Origin of the sequence: Clostridium yunnanense, assembly GCF_016595795.1 — a bacterium.
Lineage (GTDB): Bacteria > Bacillota > Clostridia > Clostridiales > Clostridiaceae > Clostridium_AR > Clostridium_AR yunnanense.
Genome location: NZ_JAENHN010000027.1, coordinates 65,272 through 82,334, shown reverse-complemented (window position 1 = coordinate 82,334; position 17,063 = coordinate 65,272). Strand labels below are relative to the sequence as shown.

General features: G+C 30.9%; 24 protein-coding genes and 2 pseudogenes. 1 reads left to right on the top strand and 25 read right to left on the bottom strand.

The features are described from left to right. Nucleotides 1–227: 227 nt before the first annotated feature. A complete protein-coding gene (locus JHL18_RS09050) occupies nt 228–404 on the top strand; it encodes a hypothetical protein (RefSeq protein WP_200268340.1) in 177 nt (58 codons plus the stop codon). Here JHL18_RS09050 and JHL18_RS09045 read toward each other — a convergent pair. From JHL18_RS09045 to JHL18_RS08930, 25 genes and pseudogenes are all read right to left on the bottom strand, one after another. Continuing rightward, entirely contained in the window at nt 401–709 is a 309-nt protein-coding gene (locus JHL18_RS09045; protein WP_200268338.1) for an MGMT family protein, read from the bottom strand. The genes JHL18_RS09050 and JHL18_RS09045 overlap by 4 nt on opposite strands. A gap of 327 nt (nt 710–1,036) precedes the next feature. Further along, nucleotides 1,037–1,393 (bottom strand): HEPN domain-containing protein, encoded by a 357-nt coding sequence (locus JHL18_RS09040; protein ID WP_200268336.1) that lies wholly within the window; start codon nt 1,391–1,393, stop codon nt 1,037–1,039. Further along, entirely contained in the window at nt 1,386–1,709 is a 324-nt protein-coding gene (locus tag JHL18_RS09035; RefSeq protein WP_200268334.1) for a nucleotidyltransferase domain-containing protein, read from the bottom strand. Before JHL18_RS09035 ends, JHL18_RS09040 begins: the two co-directional genes overlap by 8 nt. 246 nt (nt 1,710–1,955) lie before the next feature. Further along, complete coding sequence (locus JHL18_RS09030) at nt 1,956–2,321, bottom strand: hypothetical protein (RefSeq protein ID WP_200268331.1); 366 nt, start codon at nt 2,319–2,321, stop codon at nt 1,956–1,958. Nucleotides 2,322–2,372: 51 nt separating this feature from the next. Further along, nucleotides 2,373–2,600 (bottom strand): annotated as a pseudogene (locus JHL18_RS26220) (DUF2441 domain-containing protein); the annotation flags it as partial. 196 nt (nt 2,601–2,796) lie between these two features. After that, nucleotides 2,797–3,129, bottom strand: coding sequence for a DUF1801 domain-containing protein (locus tag JHL18_RS09020; RefSeq protein WP_200268329.1), 333 nt, complete (start codon nt 3,127–3,129; stop codon nt 2,797–2,799). 30 nt (nt 3,130–3,159) lie between these two features. After that, nucleotides 3,160–3,615 carry a GNAT family N-acetyltransferase gene (locus JHL18_RS09015; protein ID WP_200268327.1) on the bottom strand — a complete coding sequence of 152 codons (456 nt, stop codon included), beginning with the start codon at nt 3,613–3,615 and terminating at the stop codon, nt 3,160–3,162. A gap of 92 nt (nt 3,616–3,707) precedes the next feature. Then, nucleotides 3,708–4,478, bottom strand: a complete 771-nt coding sequence (locus tag JHL18_RS09010; RefSeq protein ID WP_200268325.1) for a class I SAM-dependent methyltransferase — start codon at nt 4,476–4,478, stop codon at nt 3,708–3,710. Between the two features lie 74 nt (nt 4,479–4,552). Next, complete coding sequence (locus tag JHL18_RS09005) at nt 4,553–4,831, bottom strand: hypothetical protein (protein ID WP_200268323.1); 279 nt, start codon at nt 4,829–4,831, stop codon at nt 4,553–4,555. A 57-nt stretch (nt 4,832–4,888) separates the two neighbouring features. Further along, nucleotides 4,889–5,365, bottom strand: coding sequence for an HD domain-containing protein (locus JHL18_RS09000; protein ID WP_243277838.1), 477 nt, complete (start codon nt 5,363–5,365; stop codon nt 4,889–4,891). A gap of 190 nt (nt 5,366–5,555) precedes the next feature. Further along, nucleotides 5,556–5,816: a DUF3781 domain-containing protein gene (locus JHL18_RS08995; RefSeq protein ID WP_476728536.1), complete on the bottom strand. Its 261-nt coding sequence runs from the start codon at nt 5,814–5,816 to the stop codon at nt 5,556–5,558. A gap of 196 nt (nt 5,817–6,012) precedes the next feature. Continuing rightward, nucleotides 6,013–6,342 carry a hypothetical protein gene (locus JHL18_RS08990; protein WP_207752997.1) on the bottom strand — a complete coding sequence of 110 codons (330 nt, stop codon included), beginning with the start codon at nt 6,340–6,342 and terminating at the stop codon, nt 6,013–6,015. 159 nt (nt 6,343–6,501) lie between these two features. Further along, entirely contained in the window at nt 6,502–7,095 is a 594-nt protein-coding gene (locus JHL18_RS08985; RefSeq protein WP_200268317.1) for a hypothetical protein, read from the bottom strand. Between the two features lie 20 nt (nt 7,096–7,115). Further along, a complete protein-coding gene (locus JHL18_RS25890) occupies nt 7,116–8,222 on the bottom strand; it encodes a glycoside hydrolase family 113 (protein WP_420839217.1) in 1,107 nt (368 codons plus the stop codon). Between the two features lie 705 nt (nt 8,223–8,927). Beyond that, complete coding sequence (locus tag JHL18_RS08975) at nt 8,928–9,644, bottom strand: DUF1963 domain-containing protein (protein WP_200268313.1); 717 nt, start codon at nt 9,642–9,644, stop codon at nt 8,928–8,930. Between the two features lie 179 nt (nt 9,645–9,823). Continuing rightward, nucleotides 9,824–10,369 carry a flavodoxin family protein gene (locus JHL18_RS08970; protein ID WP_200268311.1) on the bottom strand — a complete coding sequence of 182 codons (546 nt, stop codon included), beginning with the start codon at nt 10,367–10,369 and terminating at the stop codon, nt 9,824–9,826. Nucleotides 10,370–10,450: 81 nt separating this feature from the next. Continuing rightward, a complete protein-coding gene (locus JHL18_RS08965; protein ID WP_200268309.1) occupies nt 10,451–10,969 on the bottom strand; it encodes a GNAT family N-acetyltransferase in 519 nt (172 codons plus the stop codon). A 66-nt stretch (nt 10,970–11,035) separates the two neighbouring features. Next, on the bottom strand, nt 11,036–11,584 hold the full coding sequence (locus JHL18_RS08960) for a P-loop NTPase family protein (protein ID WP_200268307.1): 549 nt from the start codon (nt 11,582–11,584) through the stop codon (nt 11,036–11,038). Nucleotides 11,585–11,760: 176 nt separating this feature from the next. Further along, nucleotides 11,761–12,666: a hypothetical protein gene (locus JHL18_RS08955; RefSeq protein WP_200268306.1), complete on the bottom strand. Its 906-nt coding sequence runs from the start codon at nt 12,664–12,666 to the stop codon at nt 11,761–11,763. Between the two features lie 64 nt (nt 12,667–12,730). Next, complete coding sequence (locus tag JHL18_RS08950; protein WP_200268304.1) at nt 12,731–13,123, bottom strand: cytidine deaminase family protein; 393 nt, start codon at nt 13,121–13,123, stop codon at nt 12,731–12,733. A 71-nt stretch (nt 13,124–13,194) separates the two neighbouring features. Further along, nucleotides 13,195–13,335: pseudogene (locus JHL18_RS26575) on the bottom strand (TIGR04076 family protein); the annotation flags it as partial. Between the two features lie 224 nt (nt 13,336–13,559). Next, complete coding sequence (locus JHL18_RS08945; RefSeq protein ID WP_200268302.1) at nt 13,560–14,465, bottom strand: IS1 family transposase; 906 nt, start codon at nt 14,463–14,465, stop codon at nt 13,560–13,562. 362 nt (nt 14,466–14,827) lie between these two features. Further along, nucleotides 14,828–15,343, bottom strand: a complete 516-nt coding sequence (locus JHL18_RS08940; protein WP_200268301.1) for a GNAT family N-acetyltransferase — start codon at nt 15,341–15,343, stop codon at nt 14,828–14,830. Between the two features lie 719 nt (nt 15,344–16,062). Further along, complete coding sequence (locus JHL18_RS08935) at nt 16,063–16,521, bottom strand: AraC family transcriptional regulator (protein ID WP_200268299.1); 459 nt, start codon at nt 16,519–16,521, stop codon at nt 16,063–16,065. Nucleotides 16,522–16,525: 4 nt separating this feature from the next. Continuing rightward, the gene (locus JHL18_RS08930) at nt 16,526–16,972 is read right to left on the bottom strand and encodes an NUDIX hydrolase (protein WP_200268297.1); all 447 of its coding nucleotides are present in this window, start codon (nt 16,970–16,972) and stop codon (nt 16,526–16,528) included. Between the last annotated feature and the right edge of the window lie 91 nt (nt 16,973–17,063).

The following is a 17,063-nucleotide window of genomic DNA, read 5'->3' as shown; positions in this document are numbered from 1 at the left end:
ATTTCAGCATTATTTTCCTTATATATTATGTTAACTGTTATTATTTATTCTTAATCTATTTCTATCAAAACGTTAAGAAAGCGATTACATATTTATTATTATTATTATTTTGTTACAAGAAAAAAATAATAATAATATATTTTAAAGGATTTAAATCTAGGCGCTGTTGAAAGCAAAAAGAAAACAAGCTATAATTAGCTTGCTAAAAGCTGTCTGGAGGTAAATTAATGAATAATAAAAATAATATCAATCCTTTATATTTCATATTCATAGGTATTGCAGGTATATTAGGATCACTAAAAGGCAATTCCCTAATTTATAAAGTGCCTTTAGTTATTAGTATATGTTGTTTAGTATATGGTTTTATACGACTTATAGGTAATCATAAGAAAAATACGCCTTAACTATCCCATTGATTTTTCTTCATATCAACATGATTGTCATCTTTAAAGGATACACCTTCTTCTAATAGCAGAAATCGTTGTTCCTGCCACCCAGGTGCTAGTCTTCCAGCATGATTTACCACACGATGACATGGGTATCCACCATAAAGTTCTGCCTGGCTAAGGACCTTCCCCACAAGTCGTGCATTTTTGTCTCTACCAATAAGTCTGGCTATTTGTCCATAGGTAGCAACTTTCCCTTTTGGGATTTCTTCCACAACGGAAAGTATTTCATAAATTAATTGTTCATTCATAACCTTTTTCATATATTCACCTGTGATATGTATCCTTACTTGGATATATTGTTTTATTCTTTCACCATATCTTAATATTTAGTCTTCTGTTTTGGTGATATAATTCTAGCAAAAAATAACTAGTGTTTCAACGAAACACAATGAAAAGCAGTGATTTTATGACCATTAGCTTTTACGTTCACGGTATTTATGCCAAAAATACTAAGAGCTTTAATTAAGATCAAATTATTATTTTTATCCATTATTACTCGCTTCTAATAACTACTTGTCTTTTAACCTCTTATTATATCAACCAATAACCAGACAATACAAAAAGGTAAAATAGATTATTTCTCCATCTTACCTCTTTTCGGCACATTCTATAGCACTTGTCATATCATCTTCAGTAACATCTAATTGATATGGATATCTAACCTGTACTCCGTATGGTACTAATTCAATACATTCATCCTCAATTGCAGCAAAACTTTTATCTATTACTTTACACTTATTATTAAGCACTACTAAATCATGTGTTCTTTCTATCTTGTTTCCATTTCTAATAAGATACCCCTTCAAGTACTTTTCTGCACTTTGTTCACAGTGATAACATATTATCTCTATAGGTTTAGGATACATATTTATCAAGAATTTAGCTGATTCTAAATCTCTTTTCGCATATACAAACCACTCTTCATAAATTTTGTCATTATCCATAAAGCTTTACCCCTTCATGAAAAATCTGACTTTCTAAAGTACAATCTAATTTTGCTCGTTCATTAAACTCATCACTATAATAAACTAACAAATCAACTGGCATGCTTTGGACCTTAGCCATAGCTTTTCTTACAAGTTTCATTATTTCAACTTTTCTTTTACTTTTATTATCTGTTATTATACAAATATCTAAATCACTGTCTTCATTAGGAGTTCCATATGCATATGAACCAAATAAATAAATCGAACTAATATCAAAAACATCATATATTTCTTTTACTAAATTATTTAATTCTATTTTAATATCTTGTGGCATATTCCTCACCTACCTATATCTTATTATAAGCCATTTTAATAATATATATCCATACTACAAACCTTTATATTTAGCATAACTACAATATAAATTTTGAATTAACTAATAAACTTGCAATTATCAAATCCTTCATAATATAAAATGACTTTTCAAATGCTCTTATTAACTTTTCAACATCTTTTAAAGTATTGCATTTATTGCTCTATATCTGCTAGGTTATACTAACAACCTAAGCAAAAATAAAAATTACCCTCTTCTACTAATTTCCTCCGCTATTAATGCTTTAGAAATATACATCGCTTTTATTATTTTATTAAGGCGGGTATGCTGAGCGGTACCCTCTGTAGAATTTAGCTGGGCTTTTTCACATTTGCTTATGATTGAAGCTACAGGTGGTTGTGCTTTTATCAATTCTTCTTTTGTATATTTTTCAGTTATATCTTCAGCTGTTATCAGTGCTTTTGATATATACAGTGCTTTTATCCTATTCTTAAGTAATGTGTGTTGTGAGGTACCCTCCTCAAATTTAGGTTGCATTTTTTCACAGTTACTTATAGTTGAATCTATAACCTTTAGTGCCTCGTCTAATTCTTCTCTTGTATACTTTTCCATAAGACTTGCCTCCTCAAAATTTCTTTATTAATTAGATTATCAAATTTATGTCTACTTAAAATTCTCAATTATTTCATCAACTGTTATCACTCCATCAACTAAAGTTTCAATAACAGGATTGTGATTTTCAATATCCATTTTCCAATAATGACGTGCTTTTTCCATATTGTCTTCATCATTTTCTGTTCCGTCAAAACAATTGCAAGCATCACCATCAAATATATTTCCTTGTACTTTTAGTTTAACAATAGAATATACATCACGGCCAGCATTTTTAAAAAATTCAGCCCATTAAGCCATAACTCTATTATATACACCATTGTGATTATTTTCATCAAACAAGATTTTTTGTCCTAACCTCATTGGTCTTTCCGTTACTACGTGATAAACATAGATTGCTTCCAAATTTGTTTTCCTCCTTTCTCGTATGTATTTATTAAAAGATCTTTAGGTAGCATCACTGACAAATTGGAATTTACCCAATTAACGATTCCTTAAAAATTGCCTGCAAAACAGTATAGGGTATGTCTTGATTCAGATAAATCTGTAACATCCCTTTAGGCGTAATCTTATATTGTTCTAATTGTGATTTATGCTCAATAATTGCAGTAGATTCAATATTAATATGGTCCTTAAAAGGAATAACCCTTACGAATTTATCGTCAACATAAAAGCTCGGTAATTTTGCCCATAACTTTTCTTCTATCCTGCAAGTGACACTTTTCATAATAAGCTCCCGTATCTCTGAAAAAATTGCTTGTATTTCTTCGCTGTATTTTTCAATATAATTTTGAATACTTTCATTCATATTAACAGCACCTCCACAAATTACCATTTACTAAAGAGACATCACATAAATCTGACAGGGATTCCATTCATCCCAAAGTGTAGGCAAACACTCAAATTCTTTAAATCCAACACTCTTGTAGAAGGCTATGGTTCTATCGTATTCTTCATAACATCCTTCTTTTACAGTTTTAACTTGCATATATAAATAACCTTGTTCTTTAGAATAATCATAACAATGGTTAAATAATTGCTTACCTATTTTTTCTCTGTGAAATTCCTTTAGTACTCCCATAACATAAAGTTCAACAGTATAGGGACTTGTCTCTTTTAATACAACAAACCCTCTTGCCTTTTCATCTACAATATCAGCCCAAAAAGGCATATCTTTGCTACAGCGTATATATTCCTCCGTACTTTCAGGGAGTCCAAACCAATCCGGCAGGTTAAATAATATTTTTCTTGCTATTTGCTCTTTCTGTTCTCTATCATTAATAATACATATCATAATATTTCCCCTTGCAAATTACTATTTATACTACTCAACCTTAAATTTGAACTTGACAACTTCCCGTTTTCTCATACTGTACGAAACTCACATTACAGTTTTCTCGCCTTAATACAAAAAGAAATCGGAAGCATCTTGGCTTTTTTGGTTTTGTCGCTAACATATCCAGTTGCTTCCATTGTTTCTTTATCCGATTGCTCAATCATTTGTTCAACAACAAATCCTGCTTTTGCTAAAGCGTTGATATATGTTGATATTTTTCGATTACATAATATTATTTCACTTCCATCAACTGGCATGGTAAAGTATGATTCATCAAAATAGCTTTTATTAAAAACCAAGGTGTCATTTTCTATAACATCTTTACGTTCGCTACATGACCAAGCTACGCAGTAATTCAAGGTATGATGCCAGCTGAATATAAATATGCCGTCTTTCTTCAGATATGATGCTATCTTATTGAATATACCTTGCAGATCTGTGGTCCAGCCGATTCCGTATATGGAATAAACAAAGTCAAAATAATTTGTCGGTATATCCATATCTGCTTCCATTGGCGAACAAATGAATTTTGCTCCATAACCATGCTCTTTTAAATAAGCATCAGCATTTTCTATTTGCTTCTTAGAGATATCTACTCCCCATAATTCAGATGCATTTCTATCTGCATGATATTTTAAAGAGTGACCACTGCCACAACATATTTCCAAAAGCTTTTTACCAGAAACATCTCCAAACAAATGTAATTCATCTTCTGTCACAAACTTCACTCCGTATTCTGGAAGTGCTGTTGTACCAAACCATAAATCTGCATTTGAGTCCCAATATGTTTTATTGGTTTTTAGTATTTCATCCCTGTCCATAAAATGTACTCCTTACTATGATATTAATTATTTTCATATCTCAAGTGCCTCACAAATTGGAAATTATCTTTTACTTACAATACATCCCACTTATTATTCTTATTATCAAAATCCTTATTAATTAAATTTATCAGTGTTTCAAATGACATTTTCAAAGGAATCATTTTAGCCATAAAAATGTAATCAATATCATTACAGGTTATATATATGATCTGGTGCTTAAAATCAAACTTTAAGCGATGTATTCCAATATCAAAAAATTCCTTTTTCTCACATTGAAGGTTATTTAATAATTCTTCTCTTATGCTATTTGACTTCCAAACAGTTGCTAAGAAATCTAATGTTTGCATCATTATGCTTCATCCTCTCTGCATTAAACAAATTGGAATTTGTTAAACTCCACATTATGCTTATAACGTTCTCAAAATACCAAATTCATTTAGCAAATTCTGAAACCTATATCCTTCATGTTCCATTACAGGAAAAAGAGGATTATATAAACAATGTTGCAAAACATCTGCATCTTTTAATACTTCATCAAATGCAGAATGAGTAGTAGCCTTTGAACTGTGGTTACGAATAGCCGAACATATCAAATCAGTTTCATTTTCAGTTGTCAATGACAACTCCTCAAGAATTTGACGTGCCAAAACTGCTCCCTTCTCAGCATGATTTTCAGTATTCATTGCCTTATATGAATGTAAATCATGTAACATACCAGCCATAGTTGCCAACTCAACATCTTGATTTCTTTTCAAAGCAATCATTGCGCATGCCTGAGAAACTCCATATAAATGGAGGTAACCACATCTTCTTTCTTCACTGTCTTTCATATTTATTAGAATTCCATCAATATATTTTCGAAGTATTTCAATGCGATTATCCATATCTTTGGCACCTCCATTATGTAAATACTTTTGAATTTTTTCAATATGGTTCTCCATATCTTACACCACCCATTATATAATAATCTTCAGTTCGCATTTGTTAAACGAACCACTCAAATCACTGACAAACTAATATTTACATTACTCAATCTTAAATCTAAATTTATCTATTTTTGAGTTTATATATAATTTACGTCTTTATCTTATGCGCCGTGATAATTGTATAACTATAAGCATTTACAGTTATTTCATAATCATCTATATCTACATACCAGTTTTTGCCCCTTCTCATTATCAAAGCATCTGGATTTTCAATTTTATTTTTACACCATCTAACAACATCATCTACATCTAAAGAAAGATTTTTCTTAATTCTAACAATGCCTAAATCTGTTGTATGTAGCTTATCTAAGTTTAAGATTAGTTCAATGCGATCATCCAATTTTGTCACCCTGTATAAACCTTTCAAATTTATCATTTATACTAATAAAGCTTAAATAGAAACTTACTTATTAAGTCCACTCTTTAAGTAATGTGTTATTATACTTTCTTAACAAGCCAAAACATTCTATTATTTCTCGCATTTTACTATTCTGATTTAAAAATTGGAATTTGTATTTTTTAACGGAATTATCCCATCAAACCCATTAAGGTATTTTTACTTGTTCCAATTCTAATGGTTCAAGCGATAATATTTCTTTACCTAATGCCCTTGCGTATTCGATTTCATTTCTTGTACTATTTCCAATGTAACCATTAACATTGACTACATAAATAGCATCACTTATATCTATTTTTCTGCGATGGATTTTACCTAATAATTCAGTATCAAGATCTTCATATTTTTCTCCATCCACATTATAGACACATTGAATTACTGCATATCCATCTTTCAATTCTAATTCCTCTGAAATTTTCATCATTTCTCTTGAAAATCTCATACTCCCACACATTGCAATTACTTTAATATCATTCATATTAACACCTCTTTTCCAAATCTAATCTATAATCCTTGTTTTTTGATAACACTTGTATAACATTATTCATTTCTACCATCTCTACAAATTACAATTTATATTACTCTAACTTGAATTTATTGTTATACATATGCTCATAACCTTGATGATTTTCGTAAATTAATCAGTCTCATTTTTTCTTTTCATCATCTTAATACAAATTAAGATCATTCCAAAACCATAACCTAGCGGGGCAAAATACCATAGATTCTCATTTATAAATATTGTGCCGAAAAAACCAGTTAAGCAAAGAATACCACATATGAGTACTATTCTTTTCATCATTGAATTCTGCTTATTGTCACCATTGATTGCTAGGCCAACTGATAAAAATGCTAACCCCATAAAAAAACCCCATGCTAGATAATCTACTGCCATTTCCACAGAAGGCCAGTACCCTATTCTAAAATAATTTGGTACATTTATACCATCTGCTATCAACTTTCTTGTTACTGTTATGTTAACTATATGTGCAAGTCCTGTTAGCGAACAAGTACCAGACATAAATACAATCATTGCATTTCTATAGGTAGTTTTAATATTCATAATATTTGAAAGTTCAATAAGAACAAACAAAATAACTGGGGCACCAATAATGGTTAACGTCTCCCATATGGTCAGTGCTAGTCCTGTTTGGGTAATAATAAACAACGTTACTGCTATAAAATATAAAATACAAGTTACAATTCCTATCTGCGGGATCTTTTTCTCCATCCTTACACCTCTAAAATTTCCTATTTTGAATACCATCCTTTTATGACCTCCATAGTATCATCACTTGGATAGTAGTTGTTGTCAGATTCCTTACTTCCGATTGCAAAAATTGAAAAGCCTAAATTCCATGGTTCGTTTTCAAATACAGTTTTGTAGGCTTCAAAACAATTAGCTTGTTCTTTATCATTCCATTTGTAGGTTTGATATGGATTCCATGGCTCAATGGAAGCTTTATCTTTTGGTGGAAAGCCCAATTCGCCAAAGAAGATTGGTTTATTCCACTTAGTATTGAAGTTTTTAATTTCTTGCTTAACATTTTGCTTCCTATTATATCTTTGAGTACTTTGGAGAGCTCCGACAAGGTTGTCCACGGTATTTGTATCCTTTTCAGTAAGTTCAAAGTAAGATGCGATAGATATGAAATCTAGCTTTGAAAATAATTTATTATTCAGTTTTTTGTTATATGCTGATTTTAAGTTTTCTTCAATCTTTTTAGTTGCAGGATCATTCCAATTAGTTGTTACCCACCAGCTTGTTCTATAAGCAACTAGACCTTTGTACTGCCCCTTTACAAAATCTATCATTTCACAGAATTGGTCTTCATAATCTTCAATTTTGTTGAAGCTCGTACCTATGTTAAAGGCCTCAACATGATAAGGAACTGCAATATCATCAATTAAAGGCTTTAATACTTTTGTTTTCCAATTGTTAAAGAAAGCATTGATATCCTTAGGATTCCATTCTGTCTCAACTTTACTACCATTAGCTATCCATGGATAAGGCTCAAGTATTATATTTATGTTTTTGCCTTGTAATTTCTTAATAAGATTTATGGCTTGTTCTTCGCTGTTTTTATCAATTGACATATCACTAGATGAAAGGTCATTTATAGCTATAACAACAGGAATATTTAATGTATTAAGTCCTAAGTTATCTATATCCTTAAGAACTGTATCAATTTTATAGTTAGTAACTAAATTACCTGATTTAATTTTTGCTGCAAATTTACTGTCTAATTTCTCGTTTTTCATTACACTCCATTTATAATCACTAGTGCTGCTTTGATTAGAATTTGTTTGATTACCATAATAGTAATCAACATCTAGATCTTTATTTAAAGCTAAAATTCTATAGTTTGATGCATTGTCGCTATTCTGATGCTTATACTGAATCGTGACAGGCTCTCCTGATTTAGCTGGTTGTCTGCTTATATAATTCCCCTCTGAATCAAGTACCGCGAATTCTGTTACTTCTGGATCTTTTGTAACTATGCATAACACAGATTTATTGCCTTCTTTTGTTGTAATATTACTGCCTCCTAAGGTTGATACTTTGTCGTCTTCATGTGGATAGTAAGATGTTGAAGAAGTGCTTTTGTAAAGAAATCCAACAGGGTTAGTTAACGTAGTTCTGTATAACTTTTCCTTAGGATTATAATAGATGTGAAGGAAATTATCATCTACCTTTATTTCTTTTAAAAATTTGCTATCCACCTCTATAAAGCTGTTAGCTTTTGAAGCCTGAAGAGGTGTCAATCTTAGACCTGAACTCCACAAGCCTAATGTTATTAAACCACCTAAAATTGATACTATTGATACTATTAAAATAGTTAGCGTTAATGGTTTAGGATTGTATTTATTTTTTAAATACTTAACTAATGCCAGTATCAATATAATTATTAAACCAAATATAATTACTGATATGAATATGTTTTTCATACGGTATACCTCTTTTTCTCAATGTTTTTCACTATGATTAATTATGTTCATTCCAAATTTAATTATTGGAAAGGGTTTGTTGTAAGTTGTACCTTTGAACTTAATTCGGTGGAATTAATAACATTGCCACTCAATAGTCCATTCATCCTCATGACCTTCTTTGGTTCCCCTGCCAAAATACCCAACTCCATTGTCACCCCACATCCAATTTCCTTTCTCAGTAGAATCGATTTGGAAAATATACTCCGGTTTTGCTGGATGTTGATTGTATGGTGCCCAGTAAATTTCAGACTGAATTAAGGTAGGCCAACCTCCGATCTTAAAACCTGATACATTTTCTAAGTTATCCCAATAATATTCCTCAAGTTCGTCAGTCAATTCTAATGGATTGTCTTGAAGTGTAGCATCGGAAAAATCCTCCCAACAAGGATAATCTTCATCAATTAGAATTCCTCGCATTTGGAATTCTCTTATAGTTGAACCTGTAACTATCTGTTTAAGTGGAACCAACTCTTCAATTCTTTTATACGCTCTAAGGCACCAATTAACACCGTTAGTATCATTGTTTGGATACTCATCTGGACTAATGAAAACAACTAAAAACTCTAAGTCATTAAGTGATTCTGGTACATATGGAAGCTGTGTCAAATTTATCTGACACAATGCATGCATAGGTATTCCATTACAAATAGGCCAATCTTCACCTGGCAAGCAAAAATTAACCCTCCCAAACCATGAAGTTAATAAGTTATTATCTGGTCTAAATCCTCCAATTTGCATTAAGGTTGCTTTCCTCTTTAGTTTATCTTTTATAATTTCTATAGAATCCAAATATAACACTCCTTTTATGAAGTTAATTAAATACTTCATTACTTACAGGAAGTATTTTTATCTCTTTTTTAGAATTTTTGATACTTTCTAAAATCTATTCATCCTGTAAAAAGAATTTAGAATTGCTTCCAATAAAAATAGTACAGTACTTATTTTTCTATGAAAAATTATTCTCTTATCTAATTAAAAAACTTTGCAATACCATTTATGCCTCTTATAGCATTGATATCTGTAATTGCTGGATTGCTATTTGTATTATGACTATACACAAGTGGGAATACATCATGTGAATTCATATGATAAAGTAAAGTGCATGCTGTTTCATATGGTCTATTTACGCTTCCATCGCCACCACCAACAACAATAACAGCACTTCTTTTAGACTTTTTGATTGGAATCTCTTTACGAAAGAATTTTCCACAAAAATAAGTTTGAAGCCTGCTTCCAACACTCAACAATGATCCTGTTAATTCAGAAAAATAGATAGGAGATGCAATTAAAATATTATCACATTCCTGTATATACTTATAAATTTCCTGCATTTCGTCATCAATACAGCAACCTTCATTTTTCCAACAGAATCTACAATCAGTACATGGTTTTATTTTACAATTATATGTATTAACTATTCTATATTCACCATTTAACTTATTAATCAGTTCGTTTATCAAACTAACAGTATCTCCGTCTTTCCTTGGAGAACCATTAAATATTAATGTTTTCATAATACATCCATATTCTTCTCCTTCACAAATTACTATTTATATTATTAATCCTTAAATTGGAATTTGTCAGTCAGAATAAACTTACTTATATGGATTTAATATTGCATATACATAGGTGTCCCAATATATAGGGCATCCATTCTCATCTTGATGGAAAGAAACATTTTTTCTAAAATGTGCTTCACGTATCATTCCAATCTTCTCCATTAACTTCCATGAAGGTGTGTTTTGAGGAGCACATTCTGCATAAATTCGATGAACGCCTCGATTAAACATATATTCTATAGCTGCTTTACTGGCATCACTTCCATAGCCCTTATGCTGATAGTTTTCATTCAATACGTATCCAAGTTCTCTTGTATTAAAATTCCTCTTTCCTAAATAAATATTTCCAATAACCTTATGTTCTTTTTTTAATTCAATTGCATAAAATTCATCACTTTGTGCTCTGAATTCAACCTCTTTTTTCGCTTTTTGGCAAGTGAAATCTGGATATCGCTCAAATTTAGAATTAACTCGTTGCAACATATATTCACATAAATCATTTTCATCACTTAGCTCAAAATTACGAATAATCAAATCATTTGTCTCAATTTTCATTTCTATATTCTCCTTTAGCAGTAAAACCTGCTTTTAAAACTACTATTTGTCAGCTTCATGTTATTCTTATAAATCCTGATTTATATATTTATCTTTTTCATTACTCCATTGATCTAATAACTTTTTCATTTCTCTTCTTGTATGAATAACAAAAAACGGCTTATTGGGATATTTTTTATGTAAATCCGTTATAACATGTTTACGAGTTTTAGAGAAACTCCATAAACCTTTACAAAAATGCAAAAATGCCTTATCAAATTTTTCTTCGAGATATTCGGGTGTGTCAGAACGCTTTTTACCGTTTCTTAATAGTACGCGGGCCAAACATACAAAACGATTTATATCAAGAAATATAACTAAGTCCGCCGCTTTAAATCTTATCTCCATTGTGCTGGTATGATTTCCATCTATTATCCATTTATCCTTTGATATAAGCTCCATTACTTTCTTTACCCATTCTTCTCTCGTTGGGTTTTCCCAATTAGGACGCCAATACTCAACATCAAGATGAACCAGTGGCAAACCTGTAATAACAGACAACTCTTTAGATAAAAAGCTTTTACCACTACCATTATTACCAACAATGATGATGCGATTGTATTTATACGTATACAATAATACCACTTCCTAAAACGTAAAAAATCAACAATTCAAATTATTAATTATCTCCACATTATGTGTTCACCTTTACCTCACAGCTATTTATATGTTGGATACTCCGGAAGTAGGTTGATTAAATTGCTCCTCCATAAACTCTTTTGTTGTACCTATTGTGATTTAAAAATTGGAATTTAGCCACGTATTGCTTTAATATATCTAACATTTCTTATAATCAAATCTGATTTCCACCAATTTTTGCTAATGTTCCATTGTTCAGGATACTCTGGCCATGACCAGGTGATAGCCCATGTGCCATCTGATTCTTGAGTATTTATGATAAACTCACATTCATAATCGCATATTTCTTTATTCTGCATGTAGAAATCACTTGTTTTAGTGTCTATGAATAAGGACGGTTTACATACGTAATCAACTGTCCACTTTGATGTGTCGTATGTTATAACTTGCTTAATCTGTTGTTGTAGTAATGTTTTAAATTCCTCTATATCCAAAAGGTCATTCATTGAGCTTTCTTTTATATACTCATACAATTCAACAAAGCAAGAAATAGTGTGCATAGAGTCCATAGGAAAATGTATTTTAAAATAACTGTATGCTTCTTTAGCAAGACTACAAGACAGTTCAAAGATTTTACTGCTTTTATCTGCAAACTTCAATATAAACCCAATAAAGCATGCTGTAGGATTATATGATGTTTCCTTGGAAGTTTGAAAATTCCACCAAGGTGCATGTGGATAATCGTTGTTAGTAGCTACTGTATTTGACCATGTATGTCCATCAAAATCCTTTCCCGAAGCTAAGTAATTCAATATTGCTTGTATAATAGGGTGATTTTTATCCTCCAAATTTATTTCTTTAATTATCTTGGTGGCAACCCAGGTTTGAACTGGAGCTGAATTAGGATTCCAACAATCTGGCTCAAGTGCATTTCCAAAACCACCGTCCTCATTTTGATACGAAGTTAATGCTATCAGTACATCTTCCTTACTTCCGTTTTCAAACAGATACTTCCACCTTGCTATATCAAGTGGCCTCGCATTCTTGTAAATAAAGTTCCTAGCTTGTTCATAATACATAATCAAACCTCCATTTAGTTTTATGTTAATTTCCTATTTATCTCCAAAATTTTTCCATTCCATGCTATTTATATCTTGGATATTCCGGAAGTAAGTCAATTAACTTGATTGTTCTTCCCTCATTATCAAGTAACATTTCTATATTATCTGCATCCTTTCCAAGGTGCATCATAAATTCTCTACAGGCACCACAAGAAGGTATCACTTTTCCATCCTTATAAACAGAAACTACTTTATCAACTTCATTTTCACCATGGGTAAGCATTGTTGATAATGCATTTCTCTCTGCGCACATTCCTAAGGACCCATTTGTATCTATGCATATACCTGTGTAGATATTCCCCTTCTTTGTTAATACTGCTGAAGCAACGCTTCCAACCCACATAGTGCTTGAGACTTCATGTGGATTTATAACCTTCATAGCTTCTTTATAAAGTTTCTCCCATATTTGTTCCATATTCTTCTCCTTAATCTTCGATTTAGTACGACCACAGCTTAGTTGTCCATTTACAACACATTATTTTCAGTTTATTTGTCTATATATTCACCATGAATACATACCCTTCCACCATCTGGACATTTTGCATCAAATTGCTTTAATTTGCATTTCCATAGTCTATCTGCACCATTTTGCAAAGCGTAAATAAAAGGATATATGCAATTGCAAAACTCATGGCATAATTGAGGGCATAGATCTTATAATATGTATTAATCACCTTTTTGGTAATAACTACACTATTATTTTCTCAAGCTCTATGCTTACAGTGTATTTTTTCTTTATACAGTAGCTCTATGCTTACAGTATATTTTTTCTTTATATAGTTATATATTAATTAAATGTTGGTAAATATCTATGCAGAAAAAACGGACAACCCCGGTGTTAATTTTTATTTCTAAAAAAGTGAACTTCTAATTCTTATCTCATCAGTTCTTATAAATCTATTCCCTTCGAATAATCTATCGTATATCAAGCCCATATAATCAATCACCTTATCCAAGTTCATAATTATGAAAAAACTAAGATATCTTTGAAGATACTTTGAGGCCACCCCGTGAAAGATCGATAGCCATTTTTTCAAATTTGGCCAAAGATATTTTATCCTATACTCAGCTTCTACCTTAATGGATTTATTCCTGTTATTTCTATTGTGCCTTATTGCTACTGAGTTTATATTCCTGTCCGAGCAGGGAGCAATGTATGAATCTTTTTCTATTTTAGAATAAACTTTTTCATCGAAAGCAACTTTATCCCATTGATACTTAAATTTAAATATTGGCTTTATAAACATAGAGTCTTCTTGTCCTTTTGCACCAATAATCCAAATATCTTCTCTTGGAGCTCTGAAGGCTAGTATTTCTGAATCTCTGCACCCTTTAAAGCTTTCTTTTATAATAACTTTTCCTATATGTACAACTCCTGATAAACTATCTGGAGTTGAGTCTATACTTAGCGCCTGAAGTATTTTATGTCTCCAATAAAAAGCTGTGCCAATACTTATATTTAGCTTCTCAGCACAAAACTTTAAAGTTTTATTTTCGGTCATTAATTCAGTAAACTCCATCCAGGTTCTAGTGTTCTTTTTTGAATAACTCCACAATGAATTAGTTGTACGCGAAAAAGTTTTTTCGCATACTTTACATTTGTATCTTTGAATTCCATTATAAAAGCCATATTTAATATACCAATTTGACTCACAAATTGGACAAGTCTCTACAACTCTATCTTTATAAAAATCTCTTTTTAGAACATCGTTAGTATGCAGATCAAATTTTTTAAGTTTAACATCATGCTGTAGCAAAAAGAACACCTCACTAAGAAAATTTAATAATTACTCTATCCTCTTAATGCTTGCCACATGTTCATTTTTTAATCATTACCAACATTTATTTAACAAATAACTCCATACTATAAAAATTTACTGAAGTTCCTTTCTGATATGATCCATTTATAGTAGACAATTAAAATGATAAAAACGTTCATATAAAAATGGCAAATCGCCATTCTTAAGTGTGTCTCTTTTCACATCAGTCTTTTCTGAAATATAAGTCAAGAAATATAAGTTAAGAAATTCTTTCAGTAGAATAGTTTTGTTCATAAACTATTAAAGTAATGATATTTTAGATGATTAATTGATGAAGTAAATTAAATAGCACTTATATATCATACAATCTTCTTAACAGAGAATAGAAAATGAGGCATATCAACTCCTCGGTAATGTTTCACAAACTTATCTATACAAGTCATTCCATTTCTTATTGCTACGTTTTGTGATGGTATATTTGTATCTCTAATAATAGAATATACTTCTTTAGCATTTAGCTTATCAAAGGCGTATTTTTTACAGGCAATTGCAGCCTCACTTGCATATCCGTGATGCCAATAATCTTTTTGAAAAAGATAACCGACTTCCAGTACCTTGTTACTGTTGTAATCTTGCAATGTCAACCCACATTGTCCTATCATATTATCCGTTTCTTTCAGAACAACTGCCCATAGACCAAAGCCATGTTCTTTATAACGTTCAATTTGTCTCTCAAGCCATACTTGAATTTCATCAATTGTAAATGCACCCTCATAAGCATACATTACTTCATCATCCTGCATAATCTTACAAAGATCCGAAAAATCTGCTTGTGTCATTTCTCTTAAAATTAACCTTTTAGTTTCTAGTATCATGCAATTACCTCCTAATGAATTGTATCAACATCTGACATACAAATTACTATTTTATTAATAAAACTTAAATTGTAATTTATCTATACTTACGATAGTAAAAATAACTATCACTTTCCATGTTAGGTTGCTTATGCCCTATGGGTGTTCTTCTTTCAAACAATTCAAAGCCACACTTTTCAGCAAGTTTACAGGATACTAAATTTGCACAATCAATAGTTAAAACCTTCTTTATGCTCCATTGCAGGAGATACTAAATAAGCCTTGTCCAACTCTAGCACACAATCTTTCAAAACTTCTTAATGTTAATAACTTTGCTGAATTATAAGTAATTTAAGATTAGTCTCAAATATATATTCCACTTAATCAGATAAACTACTTCAGTATTTAAACTCCAAATAAATATTTCGGTGTTTCTACGAATCTTTATTTTGATAAATTCTAATATGAAGCAGTTTACCTATAATTAGTTTTTCTAAAATAGAGTAATTATTATAGAGTATCAGTAATATTTATATATAAATGAAAAGGAGGATTACATATGTCTGTATTGTCATTACCGCAATTTCTTTTTGATGTTTTTATACTAGATAGTATTCTAATAACTATATTTATACTGATACCAAGCTTTTTAGTTAAGCACTTTGGTAAAAAATAAAATTACTCAAACTTATACTGGAACTTCTTTGTTTAATAATATGTCCCAAATATGCTTTTACGCTTTACTGAATTGCAATATATAAATAGCAATGTGCTTTTCCATCCTTCGTATATTCACTAGGAACAGAGCTCTCATAATCCATAGTAAATGCTCTTTTTATTTCACCTGATTTTTGCTCATTCCATACTTTTTCCCAGGCTTTTTTTGCACATACACCTATTTCTCCGTTTTCGTCTTTTTCAACATACTTTTTATATAATCCCTTACTTACTGCTACTTCCATATTTTTAAAGAATTCAACTGATACAGCCATTATGGTAAGGTCATAATCTCCACTCTCATCACTAGAATAGTTGCTATATCTTGAAACTGGAGAAATGCCTTGTTGAAATGTATGCTCACTATCAAACAAAACAGGAAGTTTTCCGCTTGAAATATCCTCCCAAAGTTCATCAATCATTTTCATTCCTTCTTCAGAATTATTTGTTCTTATTGTTGCTTCTTTTAATTTATAAGCCATAATTTCACTCACCTCTCCTATTTAGTCTTTTATTAAGTTCACCCAGTGCTATTTTATTTCCATCATATTTTAAACATGAAATAGCATCAGCATAACTCATCCAAGTATATTCTGTATGTTCATGTGAAAGCTTTAATTGTTTATAAGTAATTTCAACCCCAAAACAATTTTCTGGTATAACATACACATCTTCACCCCAATATTTACTGTCTGAAAACTCATCAGCAGGTATTGAATTAACTGTATCTAACTTAATGTAATTTGAATCCATAGGAATTTCTGCTTCTTCCCATGCTTCTCTTTTAGCAGATTCAATTACGGTTTCTCCGTCTTCTCCTCCACCAGAGATTGCTTGCCAACAGTCATAGTCACTTCTATGAAATATAGCATATTCTATACCTTGCTCATTGATATGATAAGGAAATACTAAAACTTGATACGGTGCTCTCATAAAATCTCCTCCTTTCATATATTAGTCATTAATTATTGTATTAAGTAATACAACTATTTCTCACTTTAAATATTCTCATGGACAAATTAAA

Coding starts and splice junctions, on each gene's coding strand:
- JHL18_RS09050 (WP_200268340.1), top strand. CDS start 228: ATGAATAATAAAAATAATATCAATCCTTTATATTTCATATTCATAGGT.
- JHL18_RS09045 (WP_200268338.1), bottom strand. CDS start 709: ATGAAAAAGGTTATGAATGAACAATTAATTTATGAAATACTTTCCGTT.
- JHL18_RS09040 (WP_200268336.1), bottom strand. CDS start 1,393: ATGGATAATGACAAAATTTATGAAGAGTGGTTTGTATATGCGAAAAGA.
- JHL18_RS09035 (WP_200268334.1), bottom strand. CDS start 1,709: ATGCCACAAGATATTAAAATAGAATTAAATAATTTAGTAAAAGAAATA.
- JHL18_RS09030 (WP_200268331.1), bottom strand. CDS start 2,321: ATGGAAAAGTATACAAGAGAAGAATTAGACGAGGCACTAAAGGTTATA.
- JHL18_RS09020 (WP_200268329.1), bottom strand. CDS start 3,129: ATGAATGAAAGTATTCAAAATTATATTGAAAAATACAGCGAAGAAATA.
- JHL18_RS09015 (WP_200268327.1), bottom strand. CDS start 3,615: ATGATATGTATTATTAATGATAGAGAACAGAAAGAGCAAATAGCAAGA.
- JHL18_RS09010 (WP_200268325.1), bottom strand. CDS start 4,478: ATGGACAGGGATGAAATACTAAAAACCAATAAAACATATTGGGACTCA.
- JHL18_RS09005 (WP_200268323.1), bottom strand. CDS start 4,831: ATGATGCAAACATTAGATTTCTTAGCAACTGTTTGGAAGTCAAATAGC.
- JHL18_RS09000 (WP_243277838.1), bottom strand. CDS start 5,365: ATGGATAATCGCATTGAAATACTTCGAAAATATATTGATGGAATTCTA.
- JHL18_RS08990 (WP_207752997.1), bottom strand. CDS start 6,342: ATGAATGATATTAAAGTAATTGCAATGTGTGGGAGTATGAGATTTTCA.
- JHL18_RS08985 (WP_200268317.1), bottom strand. CDS start 7,095: ATGGAGAAAAAGATCCCGCAGATAGGAATTGTAACTTGTATTTTATAT.
- JHL18_RS08970 (WP_200268311.1), bottom strand. CDS start 10,369: ATGAAAACATTAATATTTAATGGTTCTCCAAGGAAAGACGGAGATACT.
- JHL18_RS08965 (WP_200268309.1), bottom strand. CDS start 10,969: ATGAAAATTGAGACAAATGATTTGATTATTCGTAATTTTGAGCTAAGT.
- JHL18_RS08955 (WP_200268306.1), bottom strand. CDS start 12,666: ATGTATTATGAACAAGCTAGGAACTTTATTTACAAGAATGCGAGGCCA.
- JHL18_RS08950 (WP_200268304.1), bottom strand. CDS start 13,123: ATGGAACAAATATGGGAGAAACTTTATAAAGAAGCTATGAAGGTTATA.
- JHL18_RS08940 (WP_200268301.1), bottom strand. CDS start 15,343: ATGATACTAGAAACTAAAAGGTTAATTTTAAGAGAAATGACACAAGCA.
- JHL18_RS08935 (WP_200268299.1), bottom strand. CDS start 16,521: ATGGCTTATAAATTAAAAGAAGCAACAATAAGAACAAATAATTCTGAA.
- JHL18_RS08930 (WP_200268297.1), bottom strand. CDS start 16,972: ATGAGAGCACCGTATCAAGTTTTAGTATTTCCTTATCATATCAATGAG.